This window comes from Oscillibacter sp., from assembly GCF_031978065.1.
Classification (GTDB): Bacteria; Bacillota; Clostridia; order Oscillospirales; family Oscillospiraceae; genus Oscillibacter.
The window spans coordinates 18,648-41,072 of sequence record NZ_DALZCH010000017.1 but is presented as its reverse complement, the minus strand read 5'-3'; the positions used below and the strand labels follow the sequence as shown (position 1 = coordinate 41,072).

At 53.1% G+C, this 22,425-nt stretch carries 19 protein-coding genes; 8 read left to right on the top strand and 11 right to left on the bottom strand.

The window, feature by feature from the left end:
* The 8 genes from RTK01_RS04345 to RTK01_RS04310 form a co-directional block, all read left to right on the top strand.
* Positions 1 to 924, top strand: a 924-nt coding sequence (locus RTK01_RS04345) for a sialic acid TRAP transporter substrate-binding protein SiaP (RefSeq protein WP_312279797.1), incomplete at its 5' end; no start/stop codon positions are given.
* 130 nt (positions 925 to 1,054) lie between these two features.
* Complete coding sequence (locus RTK01_RS04340; RefSeq protein ID WP_312279796.1) at positions 1,055 to 1,651, top strand: TRAP transporter small permease; 597 nt, start codon at positions 1,055 to 1,057, stop codon at positions 1,649 to 1,651.
* A gap of 1 nt (position 1,652) precedes the next feature.
* Complete coding sequence (locus tag RTK01_RS04335; RefSeq protein WP_312279795.1) at positions 1,653 to 2,990, top strand: TRAP transporter large permease; 1,338 nt, start codon at positions 1,653 to 1,655, stop codon at positions 2,988 to 2,990.
* Positions 2,991 to 3,033: 43 nt separating this feature from the next.
* On the top strand, positions 3,034 to 3,957 hold the full coding sequence (locus RTK01_RS04330) for a dihydrodipicolinate synthase family protein (protein ID WP_312279794.1): 924 nt from the start codon (positions 3,034 to 3,036) through the stop codon (positions 3,955 to 3,957).
* A 151-nt stretch (positions 3,958 to 4,108) separates the two neighbouring features.
* Positions 4,109 to 5,107: a ribokinase gene (locus RTK01_RS04325; protein ID WP_312279793.1), complete on the top strand. Its 999-nt coding sequence runs from the start codon at positions 4,109 to 4,111 to the stop codon at positions 5,105 to 5,107.
* Positions 5,108 to 5,181: 74 nt separating this feature from the next.
* Positions 5,182 to 5,793 carry an SIS domain-containing protein gene (locus RTK01_RS04320; protein WP_312279792.1) on the top strand — a complete coding sequence of 204 codons (612 nt, stop codon included), beginning with the start codon at positions 5,182 to 5,184 and terminating at the stop codon, positions 5,791 to 5,793.
* A 14-nt stretch (positions 5,794 to 5,807) separates the two neighbouring features.
* Positions 5,808 to 6,215 carry an RbsD/FucU family protein gene (locus RTK01_RS04315; protein WP_312279791.1) on the top strand — a complete coding sequence of 136 codons (408 nt, stop codon included), beginning with the start codon at positions 5,808 to 5,810 and terminating at the stop codon, positions 6,213 to 6,215.
* Positions 6,216 to 6,253: 38 nt separating this feature from the next.
* Positions 6,254 to 7,045: an alpha/beta hydrolase gene (locus tag RTK01_RS04310; RefSeq protein WP_312279790.1), complete on the top strand. Its 792-nt coding sequence runs from the start codon at positions 6,254 to 6,256 to the stop codon at positions 7,043 to 7,045.
* A 232-nt stretch (positions 7,046 to 7,277) separates the two neighbouring features.
* Here RTK01_RS04310 and RTK01_RS04305 read toward each other — a convergent pair whose 3' ends face one another.
* The 11 genes from RTK01_RS04305 to RTK01_RS04255 all read right to left on the bottom strand — a co-directional run bounded on the left by RTK01_RS04305 (position 7,278) and on the right by RTK01_RS04255 (position 22,416).
* Positions 7,278 to 9,215 carry a methyl-accepting chemotaxis protein gene (locus RTK01_RS04305; protein WP_312279789.1) on the bottom strand — a complete coding sequence of 646 codons (1,938 nt, stop codon included), beginning with the start codon at positions 9,213 to 9,215 and terminating at the stop codon, positions 7,278 to 7,280.
* A 488-nt stretch (positions 9,216 to 9,703) separates the two neighbouring features.
* Positions 9,704 to 11,368, bottom strand: coding sequence for a methyl-accepting chemotaxis protein (locus RTK01_RS04300; protein ID WP_312279788.1), 1,665 nt, complete (start codon positions 11,366 to 11,368; stop codon positions 9,704 to 9,706).
* Positions 11,369 to 11,788: 420 nt separating this feature from the next.
* Positions 11,789 to 13,195, bottom strand: a complete 1,407-nt coding sequence (locus RTK01_RS04295; RefSeq protein ID WP_312279787.1) for an aldehyde dehydrogenase family protein — start codon at positions 13,193 to 13,195, stop codon at positions 11,789 to 11,791.
* Between the two features lie 449 nt (positions 13,196 to 13,644).
* Positions 13,645 to 14,832: a VWA containing CoxE family protein gene (locus RTK01_RS04290; RefSeq protein ID WP_312279786.1), complete on the bottom strand. Its 1,188-nt coding sequence runs from the start codon at positions 14,830 to 14,832 to the stop codon at positions 13,645 to 13,647.
* Between the two features lie 5 nt (positions 14,833 to 14,837).
* The gene (locus RTK01_RS04285) at positions 14,838 to 15,653 is read right to left on the bottom strand and encodes a MoxR family ATPase (RefSeq protein WP_312279785.1); all 816 of its coding nucleotides are present in this window, start codon (positions 15,651 to 15,653) and stop codon (positions 14,838 to 14,840) included.
* A gap of 173 nt (positions 15,654 to 15,826) precedes the next feature.
* Complete coding sequence (locus RTK01_RS04280; RefSeq protein WP_312279784.1) at positions 15,827 to 16,837, bottom strand: electron transfer flavoprotein subunit alpha/FixB family protein; 1,011 nt, start codon at positions 16,835 to 16,837, stop codon at positions 15,827 to 15,829.
* Positions 16,838 to 16,851: 14 nt separating this feature from the next.
* Complete coding sequence (locus tag RTK01_RS04275) at positions 16,852 to 17,667, bottom strand: electron transfer flavoprotein subunit beta/FixA family protein (RefSeq protein WP_312279783.1); 816 nt, start codon at positions 17,665 to 17,667, stop codon at positions 16,852 to 16,854.
* Between the two features lie 131 nt (positions 17,668 to 17,798).
* Positions 17,799 to 18,950, bottom strand: a complete 1,152-nt coding sequence (locus RTK01_RS04270) for an acyl-CoA dehydrogenase family protein (protein ID WP_312279782.1) — start codon at positions 18,948 to 18,950, stop codon at positions 17,799 to 17,801.
* Between the two features lie 76 nt (positions 18,951 to 19,026).
* On the bottom strand, positions 19,027 to 19,821 hold the full coding sequence (locus RTK01_RS04265) for an enoyl-CoA hydratase-related protein (RefSeq protein ID WP_312279800.1): 795 nt from the start codon (positions 19,819 to 19,821) through the stop codon (positions 19,027 to 19,029).
* A 62-nt stretch (positions 19,822 to 19,883) separates the two neighbouring features.
* Positions 19,884 to 21,098: a CoA transferase gene (locus RTK01_RS04260; RefSeq protein ID WP_312279781.1), complete on the bottom strand. Its 1,215-nt coding sequence runs from the start codon at positions 21,096 to 21,098 to the stop codon at positions 19,884 to 19,886.
* Between the two features lie 145 nt (positions 21,099 to 21,243).
* A complete protein-coding gene (locus RTK01_RS04255; RefSeq protein ID WP_312279780.1) occupies positions 21,244 to 22,416 on the bottom strand; it encodes an iron-containing alcohol dehydrogenase in 1,173 nt (390 codons plus the stop codon).
* Positions 22,417 to 22,425: the final 9 nt, after the last annotated feature.

The following is a 22,425-nucleotide window of genomic DNA, read 5'->3' as shown; positions in this document are numbered from 1 at the left end:
GCGGGGGACCCTGTAAACCAGATTTTTTCTATCGCCGCCGTCCCCACCGACGCTCATGGCGCTGCGCAAAAGGTCTTTAAGGATAAGCTGGAGGAAATCTCCGGCGGCAACATGACTGTGGAGTGCTACGATTCCGGCACGCTGTACGGTCAGGACACGGAGACAGACGCCCTGAAAAACGGAGACGTGGACATGATTTACAGCTCCGCCTCCTGGCTGACCGATGGTTCTCCCTGGGTCTCCATGTTTACCGCGGGCTATGTGTTCCAGAGCTATGACCACATGACCAAGGTTCTCAACGGCGACATCGGCAAAGAGGTTTTCGAGAAGGTCGCCAGTGAGCAGGGCATTCTTCCCTTGGGCGCGTTTTATCTGGGCACCCGCCAGATCAGCCTTTCCGAAGACCGCGCCATCAAGACCCCTGATGATCTCAAGGGCGTGAACCTGCGGATGCCCAACTCCGAAGCGTGGGTCTTTTTGGGCAAGGCCATGGGCGCGAACCCCACCGCCATCGCGTTCAACGACTTGTATCTGGCGCTGCAGACCGGCACCGTGGACGGTCAGGATAACCCCCTGCCCACAGTGCAGTCCGCCAAGTTCTATGAGGTGCAGAAGTCCATTTCTCTGACCAACCATCTGGTGGATTCCGTGTGGCCCACCATGAACCTGAAGAAGTGGAACTCTCTCACCTCCACCCAGCAGGATTGGGTGATGCAGGCTGTGGAAGCCGCCCGGCAGTCCTGCGACGATCAGAACCTGAAGACGGAGTCCGAGGTTCAGGATTTCCTGAAGGAAAAGGGCCTGAATATCTATGAGGCCGACGTAGCCACCTTTGCCGACCATGTGCTGTCCGTCTATCTGAACGATCCCATCTCCGATAGCTGGGACAAGGATCTGCTGAGCGAGATTCAGGCAATGGCCTGATCTGAACCGCTACATCCCGACCGGGGGGCTGGCAAACCGGCCTCCCGGCCTTTTTAAAATTCTTTGGGGCGCTTACGCCGTGCCCCCTGTTCCTATCGGCAAGGTTCGCTTTCAGAGAGGAGAGATGTTTTTGGACGGTCTGAAAAAAATAGGGCGGTTTATCCGCAACTGCGTGGAATTGTATATTCCCATCGTGGCCTTTGTGGCGCTGTTTTTAATCTTCTGTTTTCAGGTTTTTATGCGCTATATCGTCAACAACCCCCAGTCCTGGACGCTGGAGGTGGAGCAAATGTGCTTTTTATGGCTGGTGCTTCTGGGCGCCTGCTTTGCGCAGCGGGAAAAGGCTCATGTGTCTTTCACGCTGCTGTATGACATACTGGATGTCAAGGGAAAGGCGATCACCGCCATGCTGGGCAATCTCCTGATTGCCGTGACCTTTGCGGTGGCGTTTATTCCCTCCCTTCGGTATATCTGGGGACTGATGAGCCGGGCGCAGGTCACCAGCATCCTGAAAATCCCCAAGACATTGGTGTTTTTCCCCTATGTGATTTTCCTTGGATTCATTTTGGTGTACTCGCTTTTGGATATTTACGAGGAAATCCGGGTTCTTCAGGGAGATCAACGGTATATTAACAAGATGCTGAATGAAGGCAAAACCGAGGCGGAGCAGGCCGTTGAGGATGCCATCCAGCAGGAAAACGGCGAAGCCAAAAAGGAGGAGCAATAACATGGAATATTTGCCTTTGATTGGCTTTCTCGTGGTGTTCGTCCTGATTTTTCTGCTGCGGATGCCCATTCCCACCGGCATGATCGCCGCGTGTATGACCTATTTTATTCTCGGCGCAATTCAGTCCGGTCAGCCCATCGGCGCGGTGCTAATGGGTGAGGCGGGCAGCTTGCATCTGGTGGCGCAGAAAACTATTGAACAGGTGTTTACCAACGGTACGCTGATTGCCGTCCCCCTGTTTATCTTTGCGGCCAACATCATGAACGCGGGCAAAATTACGGAGTATGTATTCGGCGTGTGCAAAGGTATCGTGGGCCGGTTCCACGGCGGATTGGCGCACGTAAATGTGCTGGCCTCGCTGGTGTTTTCCGGGATGACCGGCTCCGCCGTGGCGGACGCCTCCGGCCTTGGTAAAATGGAGATCGACGCCATGCGGCAGGAGGGCTATGATGACGGGTTTAGCTGCGCCATCACCGCCGCCAGCGCCACCATCGGGCCCATTTTCCCGCCCTCCATCCCCATGGTCATCTACGCCATGCTGACCAACGCCTCCGTGGGCGCTCTGTTCATGGCGGGCATGGTTCCCGGCGTTTTGCTGGCGCTGGCCCTCGGAATATATGTGTTCCTGATTGCCAGAGTTCGCAAATATCCCCGCAGCGAACCGCCCAAGCTGCGCGCTTATTTCCAATACTGCCTGAAGGCCTTCTGGGCCATGCTGACCCCGGTCATTCTGCTGGTGGGCATTTATACCGGCGTGATGACGCCCACCGAGGCGGGCGCCATTGCGGGACTGTACGCTCTGATCGTGGCGATTTTCGGTTATCGCGTCCTGAGCTGGGACGGTTTCAAGCAGGTTCTGATCGACACGGTGCGTTCCACCGGCTCCGTTTCCATTATGGTGGGCGCGGCCTCTGCCATCTCCTTCATCTTCGCCAAAGAGCAGATCGGCGTTATGATTGGAAACTGGTTGCTGGGCATTACGGACAACAAATATCTGTTCTTGCTGATTGTAAACATCGTCATCCTGATTTTGGGCATGTTTGTGGACACCTCGGTCATTCAGCTGGTGATGATCCCCATTCTGTGGCCCGTGGCCAACGCTTTGGGCGTGAATATCATTCACTTCGGACTGATCATCGTCTTTAACATGATGGTGGGCCTCTCCACACCGCCCTTCGGCATGTGCCTGTTCATCACCTCCGGGATTTCCGGCACGCCGCTCAAGGATGTGGTGAGAGAAATTAAGTGGCCCATCGTGGTGATGCTGATTGTGTTAGCCATCATCACCTATATTCCCGAGGTGGTGCTGTTCCTACCCCGGATGTTCCATATGATGTAAATACAGACCGAAGGAACGCCTATCATTTTTAAGGAGAAGAATCATGGCTTTTTCTATCGCTTCCGGCGTCTGGCCGGTGATGATTACCCCGTATCACGACGATAAGACAATTGATTACAAGGCGATTGAGCGCCTGTGCGACTGGTATGTTGAAAAAGGCTGCGCCGGCGTTTTCGCCGTGTGTCAGTCCAGCGAGATGCTTTATCTCACCCCTCAGGAGAAATTGGATATCGCCAAGGCCACCGTGGACGCGGTGGGCGGACGCATCCAGATCGTGGTTTCGGGCCACACCGCCGACGACAAGCCCTCCCAGTTCCGGGAGCTGGAGGATATGATGCGGATTCCCGGCATCGGCGCGTATGTTCTGGTAAGCAACCGGATGGACCAGAATCACGAGGGCGAGGCCGCCTTTGAGGCCAACGCCCGGGAGATTTTTGACCGGTATCCGGAGATAGACTTCGGAATCTATGAATGTCCCGCCCCATGGAAGCGCCTGGTTTCCACGGAGTTTCTCCGCAAGGCCGGCAAGGAGGGACGGATGGTGTTCTTGAAGGACACCTGCTGCGACTATGAGTTGGTTCGGGAACGTCTGAAAGCCGTGGAGGGTACGTCGCTGAAGATTTTCAACGCCAACGCCCAGTCTTGGTACGACAGCGTGCTTCATGGCGCGCAGGGCTACTGCGGCGTGATGGCAAACTTCCACCCCGAGCTTTACAAGTGGGTTTATGACCACAAGGACTCCGACCCCGAACGGGCGCAGATGGCGGCCCACTTCCTGACCATGGCGGGGATGATCGAGATGCGTATTTACCCCTGCAACTGCAAATACCATCAGAAGCTGGAGGACGTGCCCATGAGTGTCTACTCCCGCAGCGCCGACATGGCCAAGCTGGACAAAAATGCCCGAGGCGAGGTGGAATCGCTGATTGCCATGGAGAAATACGTTCGCAGGCAGTTGGGAATTTAAAAACCGAACGCTGCACCGTTTTCCAAAGGGTCGTCCACGGACGGAAATTTACGCAGGTTTTCCCTTGCATTTGGCGGTGACCCGGCCTTTGATGGAAGCGGCCAAAAATCAGCGGCGACCCCGCGCGAAGCAGAAAGAGAGGAGCGATTCTATGCTGAAAAGACCAAAAATTTTGGTGGTCGGCAGCTTTATGATGGATTTGATCGCGTCCGCGCCCAAAGCCCCCGCCTCCGGTGAGACTGTCATCGGCACCGATTTCCGCACCGCGCCCGGCGGCAAGGGCGCAAATCAGGCCGTTCAGTGCGCCCGGCTGGGCGCGGAGGTTGTGATGGCGGGACAGGTGGGCGACGACGCCTTCGGAAAAGAGATGCTGGAGACTGCGGCGCGGGCAGGCGTGGACGTAAGCCATGTTCAAAAGGATCCCGACAAATCCTCCGGCGTGGGGCACATTCTTTTGGAGGTCACGGAGCGGGGAACGCAGAACCGCATCACCGTGGTACCCGGCGCCAACTATTCCACCACCGTGGAGCAGGTGGCGTGGCTGAAAGATGAAATCGGGCGTTTTGACATGGTTATGCTCCAACTGGAGATTCCCATGGAGGTCAACATGGCCGTGGCGAAATATGCCAAAGCGGCGGGGGTTCCCGTGATGCTGAACCCCGCTCCGGCGGCAGCGCTGCCGGAGGAATTGCTGCGCTGCGTCACCTATCTCTCTCCCAATGAGCATGAGGCTGCGGCCATCGCGGGCCTTCCCCTGCGGGCGGATGAGAGCGGCGTCAGCAAAGACGATGTGGAGGCCGTCTCGGCGGTCTTGCGGAGCCGTGGCGTGGAAAACGTGATTATTACGCTGGGGGAGAACGGTTCCTCGGCGGCAGGTCCCGGTGGCATTGACTACACTCCCTGCGTGAGAATGCCGCAGGTGAAAGACCCCACCGCTGCGGGGGACTCTTTTGTTGCTTCGTTTTGCACGGCTCATGCCGCGGGACTGCCACGGGCGCAGGCGCTGGCCTTTGCCGGCCATGCCGCCGCCATCACCGTTTCACGAATGGGGGCTATGCCGTCTCTCCCCACCATGGAGGAAGTGCAGGCCCTGCTGCGGGAGCGGGAGTACCGCGAAGTTTATCTGGCGGAGCTGGACGCTCTGCGATAAGCGATACAAACAAAAGCTTTCGTCAGCAGCCCGGCTGCTGACGAATATGCTTTCCGTATAGAAAGGAAACAGCTATGAAACATGAGAGCAAGCAGGCGGCGGCAGCGTTTTTGTCCTCCGTCCGGGAGGAACTTCCCGCATTTGTGGAGAAGCTGGACGGCGAGACTTATGAACAGGCGGCGGATCTGATCCTCGCGTCCCGGGCCGGGGGCGGGAGACTGCACGTCACCGGCATCGGTAAGCCGGGACACGTGGCGGCGTATATGGCGTCCCTGTTTTCCTCCACCGGAACCCCGTGCTATTTTCTCCACGGAACCGAAGCGGTCCACGGCTCCTGCGGTCAACTGGCAGCGGGGGACGTGGTGATTGCCATTTCCAATTCCGGCGAAACGGCGGAGCTGAAAAGCACCGTTCTGGCAATTAAAAACAACGGCTGCAAAGTCATCGGCGTATCCGGAAATCCGGAGAGCTGGCTGGCTGGCCAGTCCGATGCGTTTCTCTATGCCGGCGTGGGCGCGGAGGGCGGCCCCATGAACCGCGCGCCCCGGAATTCTATTCTGGCGGAACTGGTGACGCTGCAAGCTTTAAGCGTGGCGCTTCAGGCGGAGCAGAACTGGACCGCGCAGGAATACGTCCGCTGCCATCCCGGCGGAAAGCTGGGCCAGCTCCGAGACGGCGAGAAGTGAGAGGAGGCGGTCTTATGCTGACCGGAAAACTGATTCACCCTGAGCTTTTGTATGCCCTGTCCCGCTGCGGACACGGAGATAAGGTGCTGATTGCCGACGGAAACTATCCTCTGGCGTCTAAAACCGGGGATGCGGAGAGGGTCTTTTTGGGTCTTGCGCCCGCTCTCCCCACCGTCACGCAGGTGTTGGAGGCCCTTTTGTCCGTATGCAACTTTGAAAAGATGGAAGTGATGCAGCCGGAGGACGGTTCCACACCGGAAATCTTCGGCGAATTTGAACGGCTCTTACCTGCCGCAGCTATGGAAAAGCTGGATCGCTGGGCATTTTACAGCGCCTGCGGTGAAAAATGCCTGCGTGTGGCAGTCTCCACCGGAGAAGGAAGAGCCTTTGCCAATGTGCTTTTGACGGTGGGCTGTGCGTAAAACGCCGGGCGCAGAGCCGATGAGAGGAGATGTGCCGGATGCAAACTCTGAATAGCCCCTTTCCAGATGTGTCGCTGGACGTTTATCCCGCAGAGGGGGCGGAGGCCGCAGTGGTGATCTGCCCCGGCGGCGGATACGCGTTCCTCTCAAAGTGGGAGGATTCGTTTGTGGCCCGGGCCTTTAACGAAGCCGGATACCACGCCGTTGTGCTGCATTATGGGGTGGAGCGTCCGCCGCTGAGGTGGCGTCCGCTGTGCCAGTTGGCTTGGGCGGTCGCGGCGGTGCGCGGGGGAGAGATTCCCGTGCTGCCCGCCATTCAAAAAGTAGCGGTCTGCGGCTTTTCCGCCGGAGGGCATCTTGCTGCTAGTCTTGGCGTGCAGTGGCACAACCCGGCGCTGTTTCCACATGGAACGGACTTGCTTTCCCACAGGCCGGACGCGCTGATTTTGGGGTATCCTGTGATTTCGGGCGGAGACTATGCCCACCCGGGCAGCTTCACCCAACTGGCGGGCGATGACCGCTCCGTATGGGCAGAGTTTTCTTTGGAGCGGCTAGTGGATGAAAAGAGCGTACCTGTCTTTTTGTGGCACGCCGTGCCGGATGAAAGCGTATCGGTGCAAAACAGCCTGTTGTTTTTTCAGGCGCTTTTGCGCAGCCGCATTTCGGCGGAGCTGCACCTCTATCCTTTTGGCACCCACGGGATGTCGCTGGCAACCCCGGAGGTTGCCCGTCCGGCAGAAAATCGTCTGGCGGACGCTCATGTGGCCACTTGGCTCCCCTTGGCGGAGCGGTGGCTGGCGGATATCTTTTCCTGCCGGGCGGAAGGCTGACGCGGGCCTTTCTATGGAAAGCGGCGGGTTTTCCGAACAATTCCCACGTCCTGCCATTTAAAAAACGCTCCCTGCCTTCGTCGGCAGGGAGCGTTTTGGGTGTGTTCTTCAAAGACCGCCGCAAACGGCGGATGGCGTTGCGGATTGCAGCCGCAGCCCGGGCCGGAGACGAAAAGGAAGCCGGACTGACAGTCCGGCTTCCTTTTGATATTGTAGGACACTCTCCGCGCGATCAGACGGTTTTAAATTCCGACACCATGTCGTCCAGCATCTGCATCTGCCCCAGCAACTCTTCGCTGGTGGCGGCGCTTTCCTCAGCCGTGGCGGAGTTGGCCTGTGTCGCATTGGAAATCAGCCGAACCCCCTCGCTCAGCTCGGACACGCTTTGGGATTGGCTGCCCAAGGATTTGGTGACCTCGTCCACCAGTGCGCCCACGCTGCTGGTCTGCTCCACAATTCTCTGGAACGCCAGCGCCGCGCCCTCGGCGGTCTGCTTGCCGGTTTCCACAGAAGCCAGCGTGCTGTCAATCAGCTCGGCAGAGTTTTTCGCGGCCTCCGCACTCTTGGACGCCAACTGGCGCACCTCGTCCGCAACCACGGAAAAGCCCTTTCCGGATTCGCCCGCGCGGGCGGCCTCCACGGCGGCGTTCAGCGCCAGAATATTTGTCTGGGCGGCAATGTCGTCGATGTAATGGATGATGGCTTGTATCTTCGTGGTAAAATCGTCAATGCTCTGCATAGCATCCAGCATCTTCTGCATTTTTTCGCGGCCCGTCTGGGTTTCCTGCAAGGCGGTCTGGGTCATATTCTGCATGGATTCGGAATGGTGCGCCGTCTCCTGAATTTGCTTGGAGACGAACTCCAGCGAATTTTCAACCCGCTCCGCCGCAGACGCCTGCTCGGAAGAATTTTCCGCAAGATTCTGCCCGCCCAGAGCCACCTGCTCCGCGCCGGAGCGAACCTGCGCCGTGGACTGGGAAATCTGCTCCAAGGTGCCATTTAAGGACTGTACGATTTTCTCAAGCGCGGACTGAATGGATACAAAGTCGCCTGAATACTCCACGCTGCTGGTCACCGTCAAATCCTTTTCCGCGACACTGTGGAGAATGCTGGAAATATCTCCGATGTACGTCTGAAGTCCGTGGATGGTATTTTGTATGGCGGTCATCAGGCGGGCGCCCTCGTCCTTGCCCTTCACCGGCTCCACCTCGGTTTGAAGGTCGCCCTGCTCCAGCAGCTCCAGCCGCCGGGTGGCAAGAACGATGGGGCGCGTAATCATCTGTGAAAAAATACGGGTAAAGATAATAGAGATGAGAAGCAGGACAAGGCCTGTACCCACGCAGAAGGCCAGGGTCATTTTCGCGTTTTGCTCCACCTGCGTCAACGGTCTTGTCACGGCAATGGACCAGCCTTCCGGCCCGTCAAGGGGCGTAAAGCCGACCATGCGGCGCACGCCGTTGTAATAGCTGTATCCAATTCCCGTCTCCCCGGAAATCATACGCTTAAACATGGCGGCGGTAGGTGCGTAACTGGAGTCCTTTTCGGCCAGTTCAAAATAGTCCACTGGATCTGCAATGTTGGTTACGTCCGGGTGCAGCACCGTGAATCCGTCGGCATTGATGCCGAACGCATATCCGTTTTCGCCGATTTTGATCTGATCCAGCACGTCGCTGAACACCGTATAGGGAAATTCCCCATACAAAAGCCCCTTGCTGCCGGGAATGGGGGCCGCTACATAAAGCACCAGCTCCTGCGCGCTGTTGAGAGCGGGGCTGGAGATATAGGTCTGACCGGATTTTGCCTGCTGGAAAAACGTTTGATCCGCCAATGCGACCCCGTGGGTGTTGCTTCCCTGTGCGTCGGCGATGGCCAGATAATTAAACCCGTTCTGCTTGGCCTCCTCCGTCAGGTATTGTTGGAGCGCCTGCGTGGAAACCTCAGGATTTGTCAGTTCACTCCGCGCGGCCTCAGCCTGAATGGCACTGCGGTAAGATTCCATCACAATATTAAGTCCCTGACTATACGCGGACACCAGCGAGGAAGAGGTGGCCTCCTCCTGCGCCATGGAGCTTTTGTAGTAAAGCATAGAAGAAATCGCGGTCAGAGAAAGTATAGTGAAAGCCAAGAGCAAAGAGATGTAAAGCAGCAGCTTGTTTTTCAGATATTTCATATGGTAATTCCTTTCAGGCCTGATGATAGGCGGCTGGCGCACGCGCATTCTGCTTGCGCTCCTTGTAAAAATAAAGTGCAACCCTAGCAATTTTTTGGGAAATACAGAAATGGCAGATTAAAGCAAAAAAAGTACCAATATCTATCATTTGTCCCGCAATAGCTAATACTAACTTATTTCGACAAAAAGTGCAAGCAAAATACATGTAAAGCCCGCAGAAAATTGCAATTAAAAGCCGCTTGCCGGGCGCCTTCTGCGGGTGTTATTTAAGCTTTATAGAGAAGTCCGGGTTTGATGCTTGTTGACAGCCGCTGCGCAAAAGGGAAAGGAAACCTTTTCTTTACGCGACCATGCGCTCAGGCTCACAAAGGATAAGCCAGTCGAGGCCATACATAAGCTCCCCGCCGGGTGAGCATGCTGGCGGTGAGGAAAAAGGCACGTCCCAAACGACAGGTGAAATGCCTGCCGTTTCGGACGTACCCGTTCTACTAATAGCTGGTCACTTTAAATACGTTTACGCTTTCCTTCAAGCAATCGGATTGACTTAAGAGTTCTTCGCTGGCTGCCGCGCACTCCTCGGCGGAGGCGGCGTTGGTTTGGACAACCTGTGAAATCTGCAGTAATCCCTGATTGATCTGTTCCAAGGCAACGGCCTGCTCGTTTGAAGCAGAGGCAATTGCTCCAACCAATTGGTCGGCCTGCAAAACCCCCTCTACGATATTGCTGAATGCGACCGCAGTCTCTTTAGCAATATTTGTGCCGCCATCTACCTTTTTTATGGAGGCTTCAATTAATTCAGTGGTCTCTTTCGCCGCCTGCGCTGACTTGGCGGCGAGATTTCGGACTTCATCCGCCACCACGGCAAAGCCCTTTCCCGCGTTTCCGGCTCTGGCCGCTTCCACCGCTGCGTTCAGCGCCAAAATATTCGTCTGGAAAGCAATATCATCAATTACTTTGATGATTTTACTGATATTTACGGAAGAAGTGTTGATTTCATCCATAGCACGAAGCATTTCCACCATTTGCGCATTGCCGGAGGTTGCATCGCTTTGAATATTTGCTACCAGTATGTTGGTTTTTTGTGCGTTTCCGGCATTTTGTTTCGTCTGCGACGTGATTTCCTCCATCGACGCCGACAGTTCTTCAACGGAGCTGGCTTGTTCGGTGGCGCCTTGGGAAAGGGCCGTGCTGGAATATGCCACCTGATTTGCTCCGGAATTGACCTGTCCGGCAGAGGAAATAATGCTTCCCGTAAGAATATTAAATTTTTTCACTAACCCGAACAGCGCGCTGCCCAGCACATCGTCTTCCGAACGAATTTCAATGTCAATGGTCAGATCCCCGTCTGCAATTTTCCCCACTTCTTCTGCCATTTTAGCGGTGCTTGACGTCATGTTCACGTATGCGCGGGCAAGCATTCCGCATTCATCTTTTCTAAATTTGGTATACCTGTCCCTGTCCTCACACACAGCGTTAAAGTCCAAACCTCCAACTGCGATCAGGTCTGCAATTGCCACAAATTTTCGCATGGGATCGCTGATAATATCCGCCATATACAAAGCCAGGGGAATGGAAATCGCAATAGATATAATTAGGAAAGCAAATGTTGCGATGGTAAAATTTCGGGCGGTATTGCTGTTATTCTCATTTTTTTGGTATGCTGCTTGGGAAATACTTTCAAGCAGCATAGAAAAGTCTTCACATAGCGTATCTGCCAACACGGCTGTGGCTGAATCTACCATAGGCGCCTGCTTATGGGCATCTTTATTCTCTGTGGTTACTGCTGACCTAAATGTACTCCAGCCCTCTTCAATTTTGTCCAGGAGGGCGATGGCTTCCGGAGTCTTTACCGTATCGCGGCATTGGGCAAGCAGCGCATCCATTTGATTAAGGGAAGAATTGTCATGGCTTTCCGCCGCAGAATGCCCCATGTTAATTTTTAAAAGTAGTGAGACGGCATCCCCGGCATATTTAAGGCTCATCGCATCTTGATTGTAAAGCACGTCACTTCTGTAATTTACGGCTGAAATACCAACTATTCCGGCAGCACCTATAAAGATTGACAGGATCAGCACCACCGAAAAGCCCATCAGAAGCTTTTTTGAAATTTTTAGGTCCATTAACCACTTTTGAAGATAATTATATTCTTTCATTTAATCTCTCTCCTAAGAATAAAGCTGGCACGTTTTATGCCCGCTAAATAATTTAACCTCAAGAAATACATGGTTACGCGGCCAACTTTTTATGCTGGGCGCAGAAAAAGCGACCAAAACCAAATAGCAGCGTACACGCCGGTTATGGTTCCCTTATATAAATTAAAAGAAGAATTGTTCTTAGTTAAAATCTTTAAGTCTTCACTTTTCCTGTAAAATCCGTATTCTGGGATTGAAGCCAATTTTTCTTCCAAGGAACAAAAAAGGCCTGTATCGCATGCAATACAGGCCTTTTTTAAATTATAGCTGTGCTGGTGACAAACTTTTCCCGGACCTGAATAACAGCTTGTCAACTCTTGCTGTGTTTAGCCATATTGGGCGAAATCGGGCGTGCCATCTTCCAACGCAGCGCAATGGGAATCAATCCTCGGTAATTGGGCACTCTCCAAAATCGTCCCAGTCGCCGTCTTTCCATGTGCGCCGATTTTTTAGGGTCACGCTTACCCGGGTTGTATTCATCAGGTGATACCAGGCCAAGTTTTCAGAGATGCTGTTGTTGCCCCAAGTGCCGCAGCCCAGAGTGGACGTGGTGGGCATGCCGTTGTTGATTCCGAAGGGGGTCTGGTTGATCTGGAAGCGGGAAACAGGCAGCAGGTTTGCGGCATACTCAATTTTATCCTGATTGTGGGTCCAGATGCAGCTATTGTGTCCGGCTCCCTCCATCTCCAAATTGGCGACTGCGGCGGCAACTGTATCCTCAAACTTATCATAGGTAACATAGCGCACCAGCGGGAACAGAATCTCTCTGGAAAGGACATCGTCCTCTGCGCTGCCGGAATACTTGGTCATCAGGGTTTTACAGGTTTCCGGAACAGCAATTCCCAGCATCTCGCCCACAGCCTGGGGAGAACGTCCGACCACGGCGCGGTTAATATGCTCTCCGTCGGGGAACACCAGCTTGCGCAGGCTGTCCTTCAACTCGTCCCCTTCAATAAGATATGCGCCGTTTTTCTGCATGGACTTCAAAAAATTCGCTTCCATAGCGGTGGGGACATGAATGGTCTGTTCGCTGGTGCAGGGTACACCGTTGTCATAAGAGCGATTGTTGATTGCAACGGTTGTCATAAATTCCAGATCATCCCAGTCCTCACAGATGATCTCCTGACAGTTGCCCTGACCCACGCCGAAGCCAGGGCGTCCGCAGGAGTATACGGACTTCACCATGCCAGGGCCGCCGGTGGCAATATTGCAGTCGCACTGGGCCAGCAGTTCACTGGTTGCTTCAATGGAAGCGTGCCCCGCGTCAACAATCTGTATCAAATCGGCAGGCGCACCCAGCGCGGCAATGGCCTCGCGCACCATATCAACGGTTTTGGCGGAAACATTTTTTGCGGAAGGATGAGACGCAATGATACAGGCGTTTCTGCACTTAATGGACATCATGCCGTTTGCGGCAATCGTAATAATGGGGTTGGTACTGGGCATTACGCAGCCGATGACACCCATCGGCTTTGCCATTACCTTCACGCCCGGTTCGTCGCGCAGGTTTTTGATGTAGCCGACGGACTTCTTCCCGCGCATAATATTCCACTGTGACGTGGTGGTGGCCACAATTTTGCTCTCTTTCATCTTAACGGTGCCATACTGCGTCTCATCGCAGGCATCCTTTGCGAGAACCGCGCGATTGTCGTAAATGGTCTTTCCGATTGCACGAACCACCTCGTCAATTTTGACCTGATCAGTGTAGGTTTTCTCGAACTCCTTTTGAGCCACCTTTGCGCGTTTCACTAATTCGCCGATGTACTCTCTTACGTCTGTTTCAGCCATGTCAATACCTCCAAAAATAAATTACAATACACTTTCCGAAATTCGTCATTCTCTGGAAATTAAGACGCCGGAAACTCGGACGAGCCACGGAAAGCAATGAATGTACTATGTTTTATGGTGGTTTCATAGTAGCATTTTGACTAATTTGTCACAATGTGCACTCTGCTCAAATAAAAAGAGATTTTTGTCTTTTTTTACAGACCGATTCTTTCAGATGTTTAGTTTTTGTGACATTTTTCTATATTTCGGTGCGATTTTTATGAATAATGCAATTGCAAAGCGACCCGTTCTTAATCCATATACAGTAAATCTCCTGTACAATTGCGGGTGCAAAGTAAAGTATCAGCTTGCTTCCTTCAGCTTAAATGGCAAAGACCCATGGCACGGCGGGGTGGGACCATTTGATGATAGGGATTTTTTTCGTGCTGTGCCTTCTCAAAGAGGGCAATTTAACGGTTTGCAAGAAGTTGTTTCATCCCGCAAGTCAGCCCGTCTACGGTTAAAGGATACATGTCAAAGTAGCTGCCTAAAACTTCAAAGGCCTTTGTAAAATAGCTGCATTTAACCGGCCTCGACTGCGGATGCAGCCAAATAATATGCGAATACTTATTTTTAAACCTTAAAAAACTTTGAAGGCTGGAGCCATCCGGGACCGGGCCAATGCTTCCCTGTTTTCCTGAAAGTAGCTCTTCCGGAGGCATAATGGCATCCCCCACAAAGATCACCCGATAATCCGGGGATAGCTGATTAAAAATTAAATTTAAGGGGACGCTGTTTCTCCAATCGCAGGTTGGGTCCAGATAGACATTTTTTTGAAGAACATTATGAAAGTAGTATATTTGCAGCTCTTTAAAGTTTCCCGCTTTTTGCACTGACTGGAATAGTGTGCTGCACAGCAACTGATAGGGCTCCATTGATCCGCCCGAATCTATAAACAGCGCAACCTTGATGGAATTTTTTCGCGGACGGCCCGGCTCGATTTTTAAAATTCCGCCGCTCTCGCATGTCTTTTGTACGGTTGCATCCACATTCACAGTCTCTTTTGAACCGTCCGACTCCGCCGTGAGCTGCCTTAACCTGCGAAAAGCAACCTGAAATTGCCGCGCATCCAGCTTGTTATCTACGCGCCAGTCCCAGTATCTTCGCTCTTCCACGATGTGGTAGGCAGAGCCATACCCAGCTTCTTCCCCAACCCTGATTCCCCCTGCCTTTTTTCCCTGATTCCCATATGCTGTATATCCGCCTGTCCCAATCCAACGTTTTCCCTCGTTATGCTCTTCTTTTTGGTCCCGCAGCCGTTTGGCAAACAGTTGATCAATCAGCTCTTTAGGCAGGTCAGTTAATTCAGGAAGCCCTTCCCGCGTATTTTTCAACAGCTCCGGGTGATTTAGCCAGGACAGCAGCTCTTTAGAAACCTCCGACTGCTCGTCCATGCCTTTAAAGTACTCCCAAAAGGTATAATCAAACTTGTCATAATCCGCCTCACTGTGAATTACGACAGATTTGCACAGTCGGTAAAAGCCTGTCAGCGTGGACGCGTGAAGTCCCATGCTCAGGCCTTCCAGCATGGTGAGCCATTCGTTTGGCGAGATACTTAATCCGCTTTCCCTCAGCAAATAAAACAGTGAAAGAAACATGGGCTTCACGCCCCCTGAAAATTTTTAGCAAGCGTGAGAAGGTCTTCATTTTTCTTAATTAAAACACCGGCAAACGGAATTGAATTCTTCTCCGAATCAAATTCCGTTCCGCTAAGCTGCAAAGCGAGAATCCAGTCCAGAACCTCGCTGGTACTGGGCCTTTTTTGGAGACTGCTTAAATTGCGGACCCGGTAAAAAGTCTCAAGCGCCTGCCCAAGCAATTTTTTATGAAGCTCCGGATAATGTGCGCGGATTATTTTCTCCATCAACTCTTTATCCGGAAACTCGATATAGTGAAAGACGCATCTTCGCAAAAACGCATCCGGCAGCTCTTTTTCTGCGTTGGACGTAATGATGACGATTGGACGGTGCTTGGCAGCTACGGTTCGTTCGGTTTCTGAAATGTGAAATTCCATGCGGTCCAGCTCCCACAGCAAATCATTGGGAAACTCCAAATCCGCCTTGTCAATCTCATCAATCAACAGCACAACTTGCTGCTCGCTTGAAAAGGCCTGCCCCAGCTTTCCAAGCCGCACATACCGTTCAACTTGATCCACACCCTTTATGCCCAGCTGGCTATCGTACAGGCGCTGTACAACGTCATAGACATACAAGCCGCTCTCCGCTTTTGTTGTTGACTTTATATTCCAAACAATCAGTTCTTTACCCAGAAAATCGGCAATGGCCTGGGCAAGAACCGTTTTTCCTGTCCCGGGTTCTCCCTTAATCAATAAGGGCTTTTGAAGAGCCATCGCAATATTCACGGCTTGCAGCAGCTCATCGCCGGCCACATAGTCTTTGCCGCTCTGAAATTGCTCCATTGTAAGCAGCCCCCTGTATTTATGAATTTAAGAATTTGGCGGATGCTATGGTAAAGCAGTCTGTGGGACTTGGCCCCACAGACTGCTTTTACCAAAGGGTTCAATTGGTCTTTTGTGGGAAGTGGCATACCCGCCACCTTTGGGGTTGAAACGGATAATAAGCCTTTGCGCCGTTACGCCTTCAGCTTTTTAATCTCGGCTGTCATTGCCGGGAGAACCTGATACAGATCGCCAACAATGCCGTAATCAGCCACGCCAAAAATGGGTGCGTCGGGGTCTTTATTAATGGCGACAATGCAGTCGGATCCGCTCATACCGGCAAGGTGCTGAATCGCACCGGAAATGCCGCATGCAATGTAAATCTTGGGAGCAACCGTCTTGCCCGTCTGTCCGACCTGATGAACATGAGCAATCCAGCCGGAGTCGACGGCGGCGCGGGACGCGCCAACCGCGCCGCCCAGCGCGTCTGACAAAGGCTTGATGACAGTTTCAAACCCCTCGGGACCACCCAGACCGCGGCCGCCGGAAACGATAATTTCAGCATCCTCCAGCTTCACCATTTCCGCCACGGCTTCCCGAATGGATTCAATTAGCTTGGTGCGAATTCCGCCTTCAGGAACCGAAACGCTCTCCTTGATTATCTCGGCTGTACGGGAAGCATCGGGCGTTATCTTTTTAAACACGCCGGGACGAACCGTGCCCATCTGCGGTCTGGTTCTTTCGCACATAATGGTAGCCATCAGGTTTCCGCCGAATGCGGGCCGCGTCCAGGCCACATTGCCGGTTTCCGTCTCCACATCCAGCTCTGTGCAATCGGCGGTCAGGCCGGTTTTCAGGCGGCACGCCAGCCGGGGACCCAGATCGCGCCCGATGATGGTTGCGCCGATCATCAGGATAGAGGGCTTGTATTTTTCAACCAGTTGAACAAAGCCGTAGGTATAGCCTTCGGTGGTATAAGTTTCGTAATCATCACCCTCCACGGAAATGACGCTGTCGGCCCCATAGATAACAGCGGCTCTTTCAGCCTCGGCGTTGTTTTTCCCAAAAATCACGGCCACAATCTGCTGGCCCAGCCGGTGTGCCATCTGCGCACCGGGATTCAGCAGCTCCAAACCGCCGCTGACTGCCTTGCCGTCGTCGGTCTCAATAAATACCCAAAGGTTTTTGTAATCAGAAAATTCCATTGTTGCTACCCTCCTTAAATTTTCTTGTCATTGCTTAATAAGGCAATTAACTTGATCCCGGAGGCGCTGGGGCTGTCCTCTTCGACAATGTTGCATACCTTGCTCCGGACCGGCGTAAAGCTCTTTTTCACTTTGGTGGGAGAGCCTTTTAATCCGCAACAGGCCAGATCAATCTGAGACTGGGCTTCCATGTCTTCGGGGGTAATTACGGGAATTTGCGCACGGTTGGCGGCCAATCTTTTCTTCACTGTGGGAAAACGCAGTTCAAAAGGAGTTTTGGTGACAGACACCACCGCGGGCAAAGCGGCTTCCAGCACGTCATAGCCGTCGGCGGTTTCCTTGCGGATACGCACCTTGCCATCGGTGCAAGAAACCACCTCGGTGGCATAGGTAATCTGCGTATAGTCCAAATGCTCCGCCATCTCGGGACCAACCTGACCGGTGTCCCCGTCAATGGCCTGCTTGCCGCAAAACACAACATCAAACCTCGCACCGCGCTTTTCTTCAACGGCCTTTATGGTGCATGAGAGAATGTAGCTGGTAGCCAGCGTATCGGATCCGCCAAACGCACGCCCCGAAACAAGATAGGCATCGTCGGCGCCCACAGCCATGCTCTCTCGCAGAACAGCCTCCGCCTGCGCAGGCCCCATGCTGATGGCCGTTACCGTGCCACCGGTCTGGTCCTTCATGCGCAGAGCCATCTCCAGAGCAAAGCCGTCAAACGGATTTAAAATACTGGGAATTCCCTCCCGGATCAATGTATTGGTAACCGGATCAATCTTGACCTGTGTTGTATCCGGCACCTGCTTTACACATACAGCAATATTCATGCAGGTTATTTTCTCCTGTTACTATAAATTAGGTTGAGGACATGGCAACCAGCCATGTTTTTTTCCAACTTGTTGCCTAAGCTGATAGAATGAGAGGACAAAGGGCCTGACGGACACCTCCAAGGACTTAATTACAGCTTGCCTACCAAGGTTTTGCCGATAATATAGCGCTGAATCTCGCTGGAACCCTCGTAGATCGAGTAAATTCTGGCGTCACGGACCAGCTTTTCCAGTGGATATTCCTTGGAATATCCATAGCCGCCATAAATTTGCTGAGCCTGAAGGCAGATATCCAAAACCGCCTCGGATACAAAGCACTTGGTGCAGGAGCCCACCAGAGTATCGTAGATTCCCTGATCGACCAGAGCGGCGGAATAGGCCAGTTGAGAGCGGCAAGCTTGTAGTTTCATCTCCATATCGGCCAGCTTGAACTGAATACCCTCCAGCTTTCCGATGGGAGCGCCGAAGGATAGTCTGGTGCGGGAATAATCAAGCGCCAGGTCCATTGCCCGCTGGGCCACGCCCACGGCGGGCGCCACGCCGGTGGGTCGGGTGAGGGACAGCATTTTCATGATGGTCTTAAACCCGCTGCCCTCGGGGCCAATCATATTGGCGGCAGGTACGCGAACCTCGTCAAGCGCCAGATCGGTGGTGTCGGAGGTGCGAATGCCCATTTTATTCTCGTGCTTTCCCACAGAAACGCCGGGCATATTGCGGTCAATGATAAACAGGGAGATTCCCTTGTTGCCTTTGGTGGGATCTGTGCAGGCGGTCACAGTATACAAATCGGACACACCGCCATTGGTGACAAAGCACTTACTGCCGGTAATGATATAGTCGTCGCCGTCCTTTACGGCCTTGGTTTTGCAGTTGCCCGCATCGGAGCCCGACTGGGGCTCGGTAATGCACATGGACCAAAATTTGCGGCCCTCCTCGGACAGCAGCCGGCCATACTTCTCCTTTTGCTCCTCGCTGCCAGAGAGCAGCACAGGCTTCCATCCGAAGGTTTGGGCGCTGAAGGTATTTGCAAAACCCGCATCATGATAGGCCATGGCCATGCGAATGTACATAATCGTGCTGACATCCAGTTCAGTGCCACCGTACTGCTCGGGTACGTCCAGCCCCCAGAAGCCAAGGTCCATCAGTTCTTTTACCGTGTCAATGGGACAAACGCTTTGCTCGTCCCACTCAGATACATAAGGGTCGACCTTTTTTACGCAGAAATCATGAACCATCGCGCACAAATCTTTTTGATCCTCTGTCATTAGCTGATATTCGCTCATAATCAGTTGCCTCACTTCTTTTAACTATTTATCGCTTCATTTATTGTAAACGGCGCTTTTCGGTGGAAGCGCGAATTTACTTTCCCTGAAACACCGGCTTGCGCTTTTCCAGAAATGCTTCTACTGCTTCTGCGTGGTCCTGAGACAGACTGCAAGCATACTGTGCCTGTACTTCCCGCTGCATACAGGCGTTCCACTGGTCAAAATTCACACTGTTTATCAAGGCCTTAATCTGCGCATACGCAGCGCTGGGGCCGTGAGAGTATTTGTAAATATACTTTTGAACGGTTTCCTCCAACATCTCTTTGGGGACGGCGTCAGTGATAATGCCCCACTCTTTGGCCTCCGCGCCGCTAAAGTGCCTTCCGGACATCAGAAGTTCCGTAGCTCTGACAGGGCCCACCGTTTTGCTGAGCGTATATGTTATGCCGCCGTCCGGGACAAAGCCGATGTTCACAAACGCAAATACCATTTTTGCGGTTTCCTCCGCAATAGAAAAGTCACAGGCCATTGCCATACTCATTCCAACCCCGGCCACAGCCCCTTCGATCCAGGCGATTGTGGGCTTTGAAATCATCCGCAGTCTGGTGATCAGCTCGCCTCCAATGCGAATGGCTGCTCTGGTATTGTTGATCCCCTTGTCCATGCGCTCTTTCATTCCGCGGACATCGCCGCCTGCCGTAAAGTTTCCGCCTGCGCCGCGCAAAACAACCACACGCACGGCGTCGCTGCTCTCGCATTCGTTTAGGCACCGGATCAGATCCTGCATAACTTCAGCAGGAACCGGATTTAATTTTTCCGGCTGATTAAGCGTGATGTACGCAGCGCCGTCCTTTATGTCAAACAGGACCCGGTCTGTCATTAAATTCACTTTCAAAATAATCTTTCCGCCTTTTCACCATCATCAAGCGCAAGGGACCTTGCGAGAGACAACTAGCTTTTGGATTTTGCTTTTTCTTCCCATTCGCCCTCCATAGCGTCAACCTCTTCCGCGCTTAAGCCAAGCTGTTCCAAAATTTCGTGGTTACTTTCGCCCAGATTCGGCGCAGCACCGTATTGGGCCTGAATTTCAGAAAATGTAAACGGGTTGCTGGGAAAGCGGCGCGTGCGAACAGACATCATGTCGTTCGCCATCGGCATATCTGCAATCCAGCCGCACGCATTATAGTGAAGATCTTCGTCGATATCCATCATGTTATAGATCTTCGTGCAAGGAACGCCCGCCTCTATCAGCGCATCAACGGCGGTATTCACGCTGTCGAGGCTCTTCAGCCATTCCTCAATCATCTCAATTAAAATGTGTTTGTTTTCCACCCGCTGATCGTTGGAAATAAAACGCGGGTCCTCTGTCAACTCCGGCCTGTTCATAACATTGCAAAGCTTGGTCCACAGATTTGAGCTCAGCGCGCCGATTACCACGGACTCTCCGTGATTTCCCTGAAAAATACCGTACGGCGCAAGGTTACTGTGATGGTTGCCCGTGCGGGTGGCAACCGTTCCCGTAATTCCATGATCCAGCTTTGCGGCCATCCACATAAGGGAGCGTGCCAGGGCAATGTCAATATGCTGCCCTCTGCCGGTTCGCTCGCGGTAATACAGCGCCGTTCCGATACAGCCAAACGCATTCAGAGCGCCAACCCAGTCACCGATTGCCGAGCCGATTTTTGTAGGTGCGCCATCCGGCTCCCCGGTCATTTCCATCATTCCAGAGACTGCCTGCGCAATGACATCATAGCCCGGCCGGTCGGCATACGGGCCGGTTTGACCGTATGCGGAAACCGAGCAGTAAACAATTTTGGGGTTTATTTCTCTGATGGCCTGATAATCCAGCCCCAGTCTCTCCATCACGCCGGGACGATAGCTTTCTAAAATTACGTCTGCGTCTTTTGCCAGCTTTTTAAACGATTCCGCACCGCGAGGGTCCTTCAAATCCAGCACCAGAGACTTTTTTCCGCGATTTGAGACGCAGTAATTAATGCTGATTCCATCAATTATGGGAGGAAAAAAGCGATTGTCGTCGCCAAGCACAGGCTTCTCAATATGAATTACATCGGCTCCATAATCAGCCAGCATGGCTCCTGCCATTGGCCCGGCATAGTTGTTTGTGGCATCAATTACCTTGAGGCCCTCGTAGAGTTTTCTTTCCATTTATTAAAACCTCGTTTATTTCTGAAAGCAAATTTGCGGGGATGCTTTATAATCAAGCGGACGTTTCGCCCCGGAATCAGACGTCACTTTTTTAATTCAGTGTTCTCTCCCCCTCGCAAGCAAGGGGGAGAGAATGTTTCAAGGGTCACCAGGCCCACATTTCCTCAAAATAGGCGTGAAGCTCGTCCTTATCGGTCACGCAGGCGACGCTGAGCATTCCCTGCTCGTTTGTCCAGCAGGCCAAGTAAGCCGCTTCCATTTCGTCCTTTGTGCCGATGCCATATGTCTTGGGCGTAGGAATGTTCAAAGAAGTGTTCATGTCTCCCACAATCTTGCAGCAATCGACAATTAGCATCTCACGACTTTTACCTTCGGATTCAATCCCCATAAATCTGGCCAGCGCTTGCAGCCGCTCCATATCAACGGATTTACCGCAATGCTGAATAGCAAAGTTCAGGCCCCAGGCGCAGGCAATGCCGTGAGGCACATGCAGTGCGCCGCCAAGCGCATGGGCAATGGCGTGACCGGCTTGCAGCGTGCTGCTTGCAAAGCTGACGCCGCCATAGGTTGCAGCCTGCATCATTTGGCCGCGGGCCTCCAGATTCTTGCCGTCTTCCACAGCCACGGGTAGCCACCTGATAACCCGGCAAATGGTATTTTCACAGAACATGTCCGCAAACTCGTTGTGTCTACCCACCAGATACGCTTCAACAGCGTGGGAAAGCGCATCCATACCGGTGGAGGCAGTCAGCCCCTTGGGCAGGCCCAAAGTCAGCTCGGGGTCCAGATACGCCGCATAGGGACACATTTTTACAACGTCCTTAATGCAGACCTTCCTATGCGTTTCGGTATCTGTTACGATTGACAGCGCAGTTACTTCGGAACCCGTGCCGGAGGTAGTGGGGACAGCCAGCACATGGGGACACATGTTGGCAATGGGCTTTCCGGCACCCAGCACATAATCCAGCAGCCTACCGGGATTTGTCTGCATAACCGCCATGCACTTGGAGGTATCGATAACGCCGCCGCCGCCAATTGCCAAATAGACGTCAACGTTCTTTTCCTTTGCTGCCCTTGCAGCATCCTCAATCATTTTCACTGGGGGGTCTGCGGTTACGCCGCCAAACTCTTCAACGGTAAAGCCGGCCGCGCGAATGGGCCCGATTACACGCTCGGCAATTCCTGCTTTTTGAATGCCCTCGTCATAAACGGCCATCACCGTCGTCACTTGCAGGCTTTTCAAAAGGTCCGCCACCTTTGTGGAAACGCCCTCGCCGTAAATAATCCGCGGCGCATTGTACGCATCAAAAGCAATCATGTGGTAAGC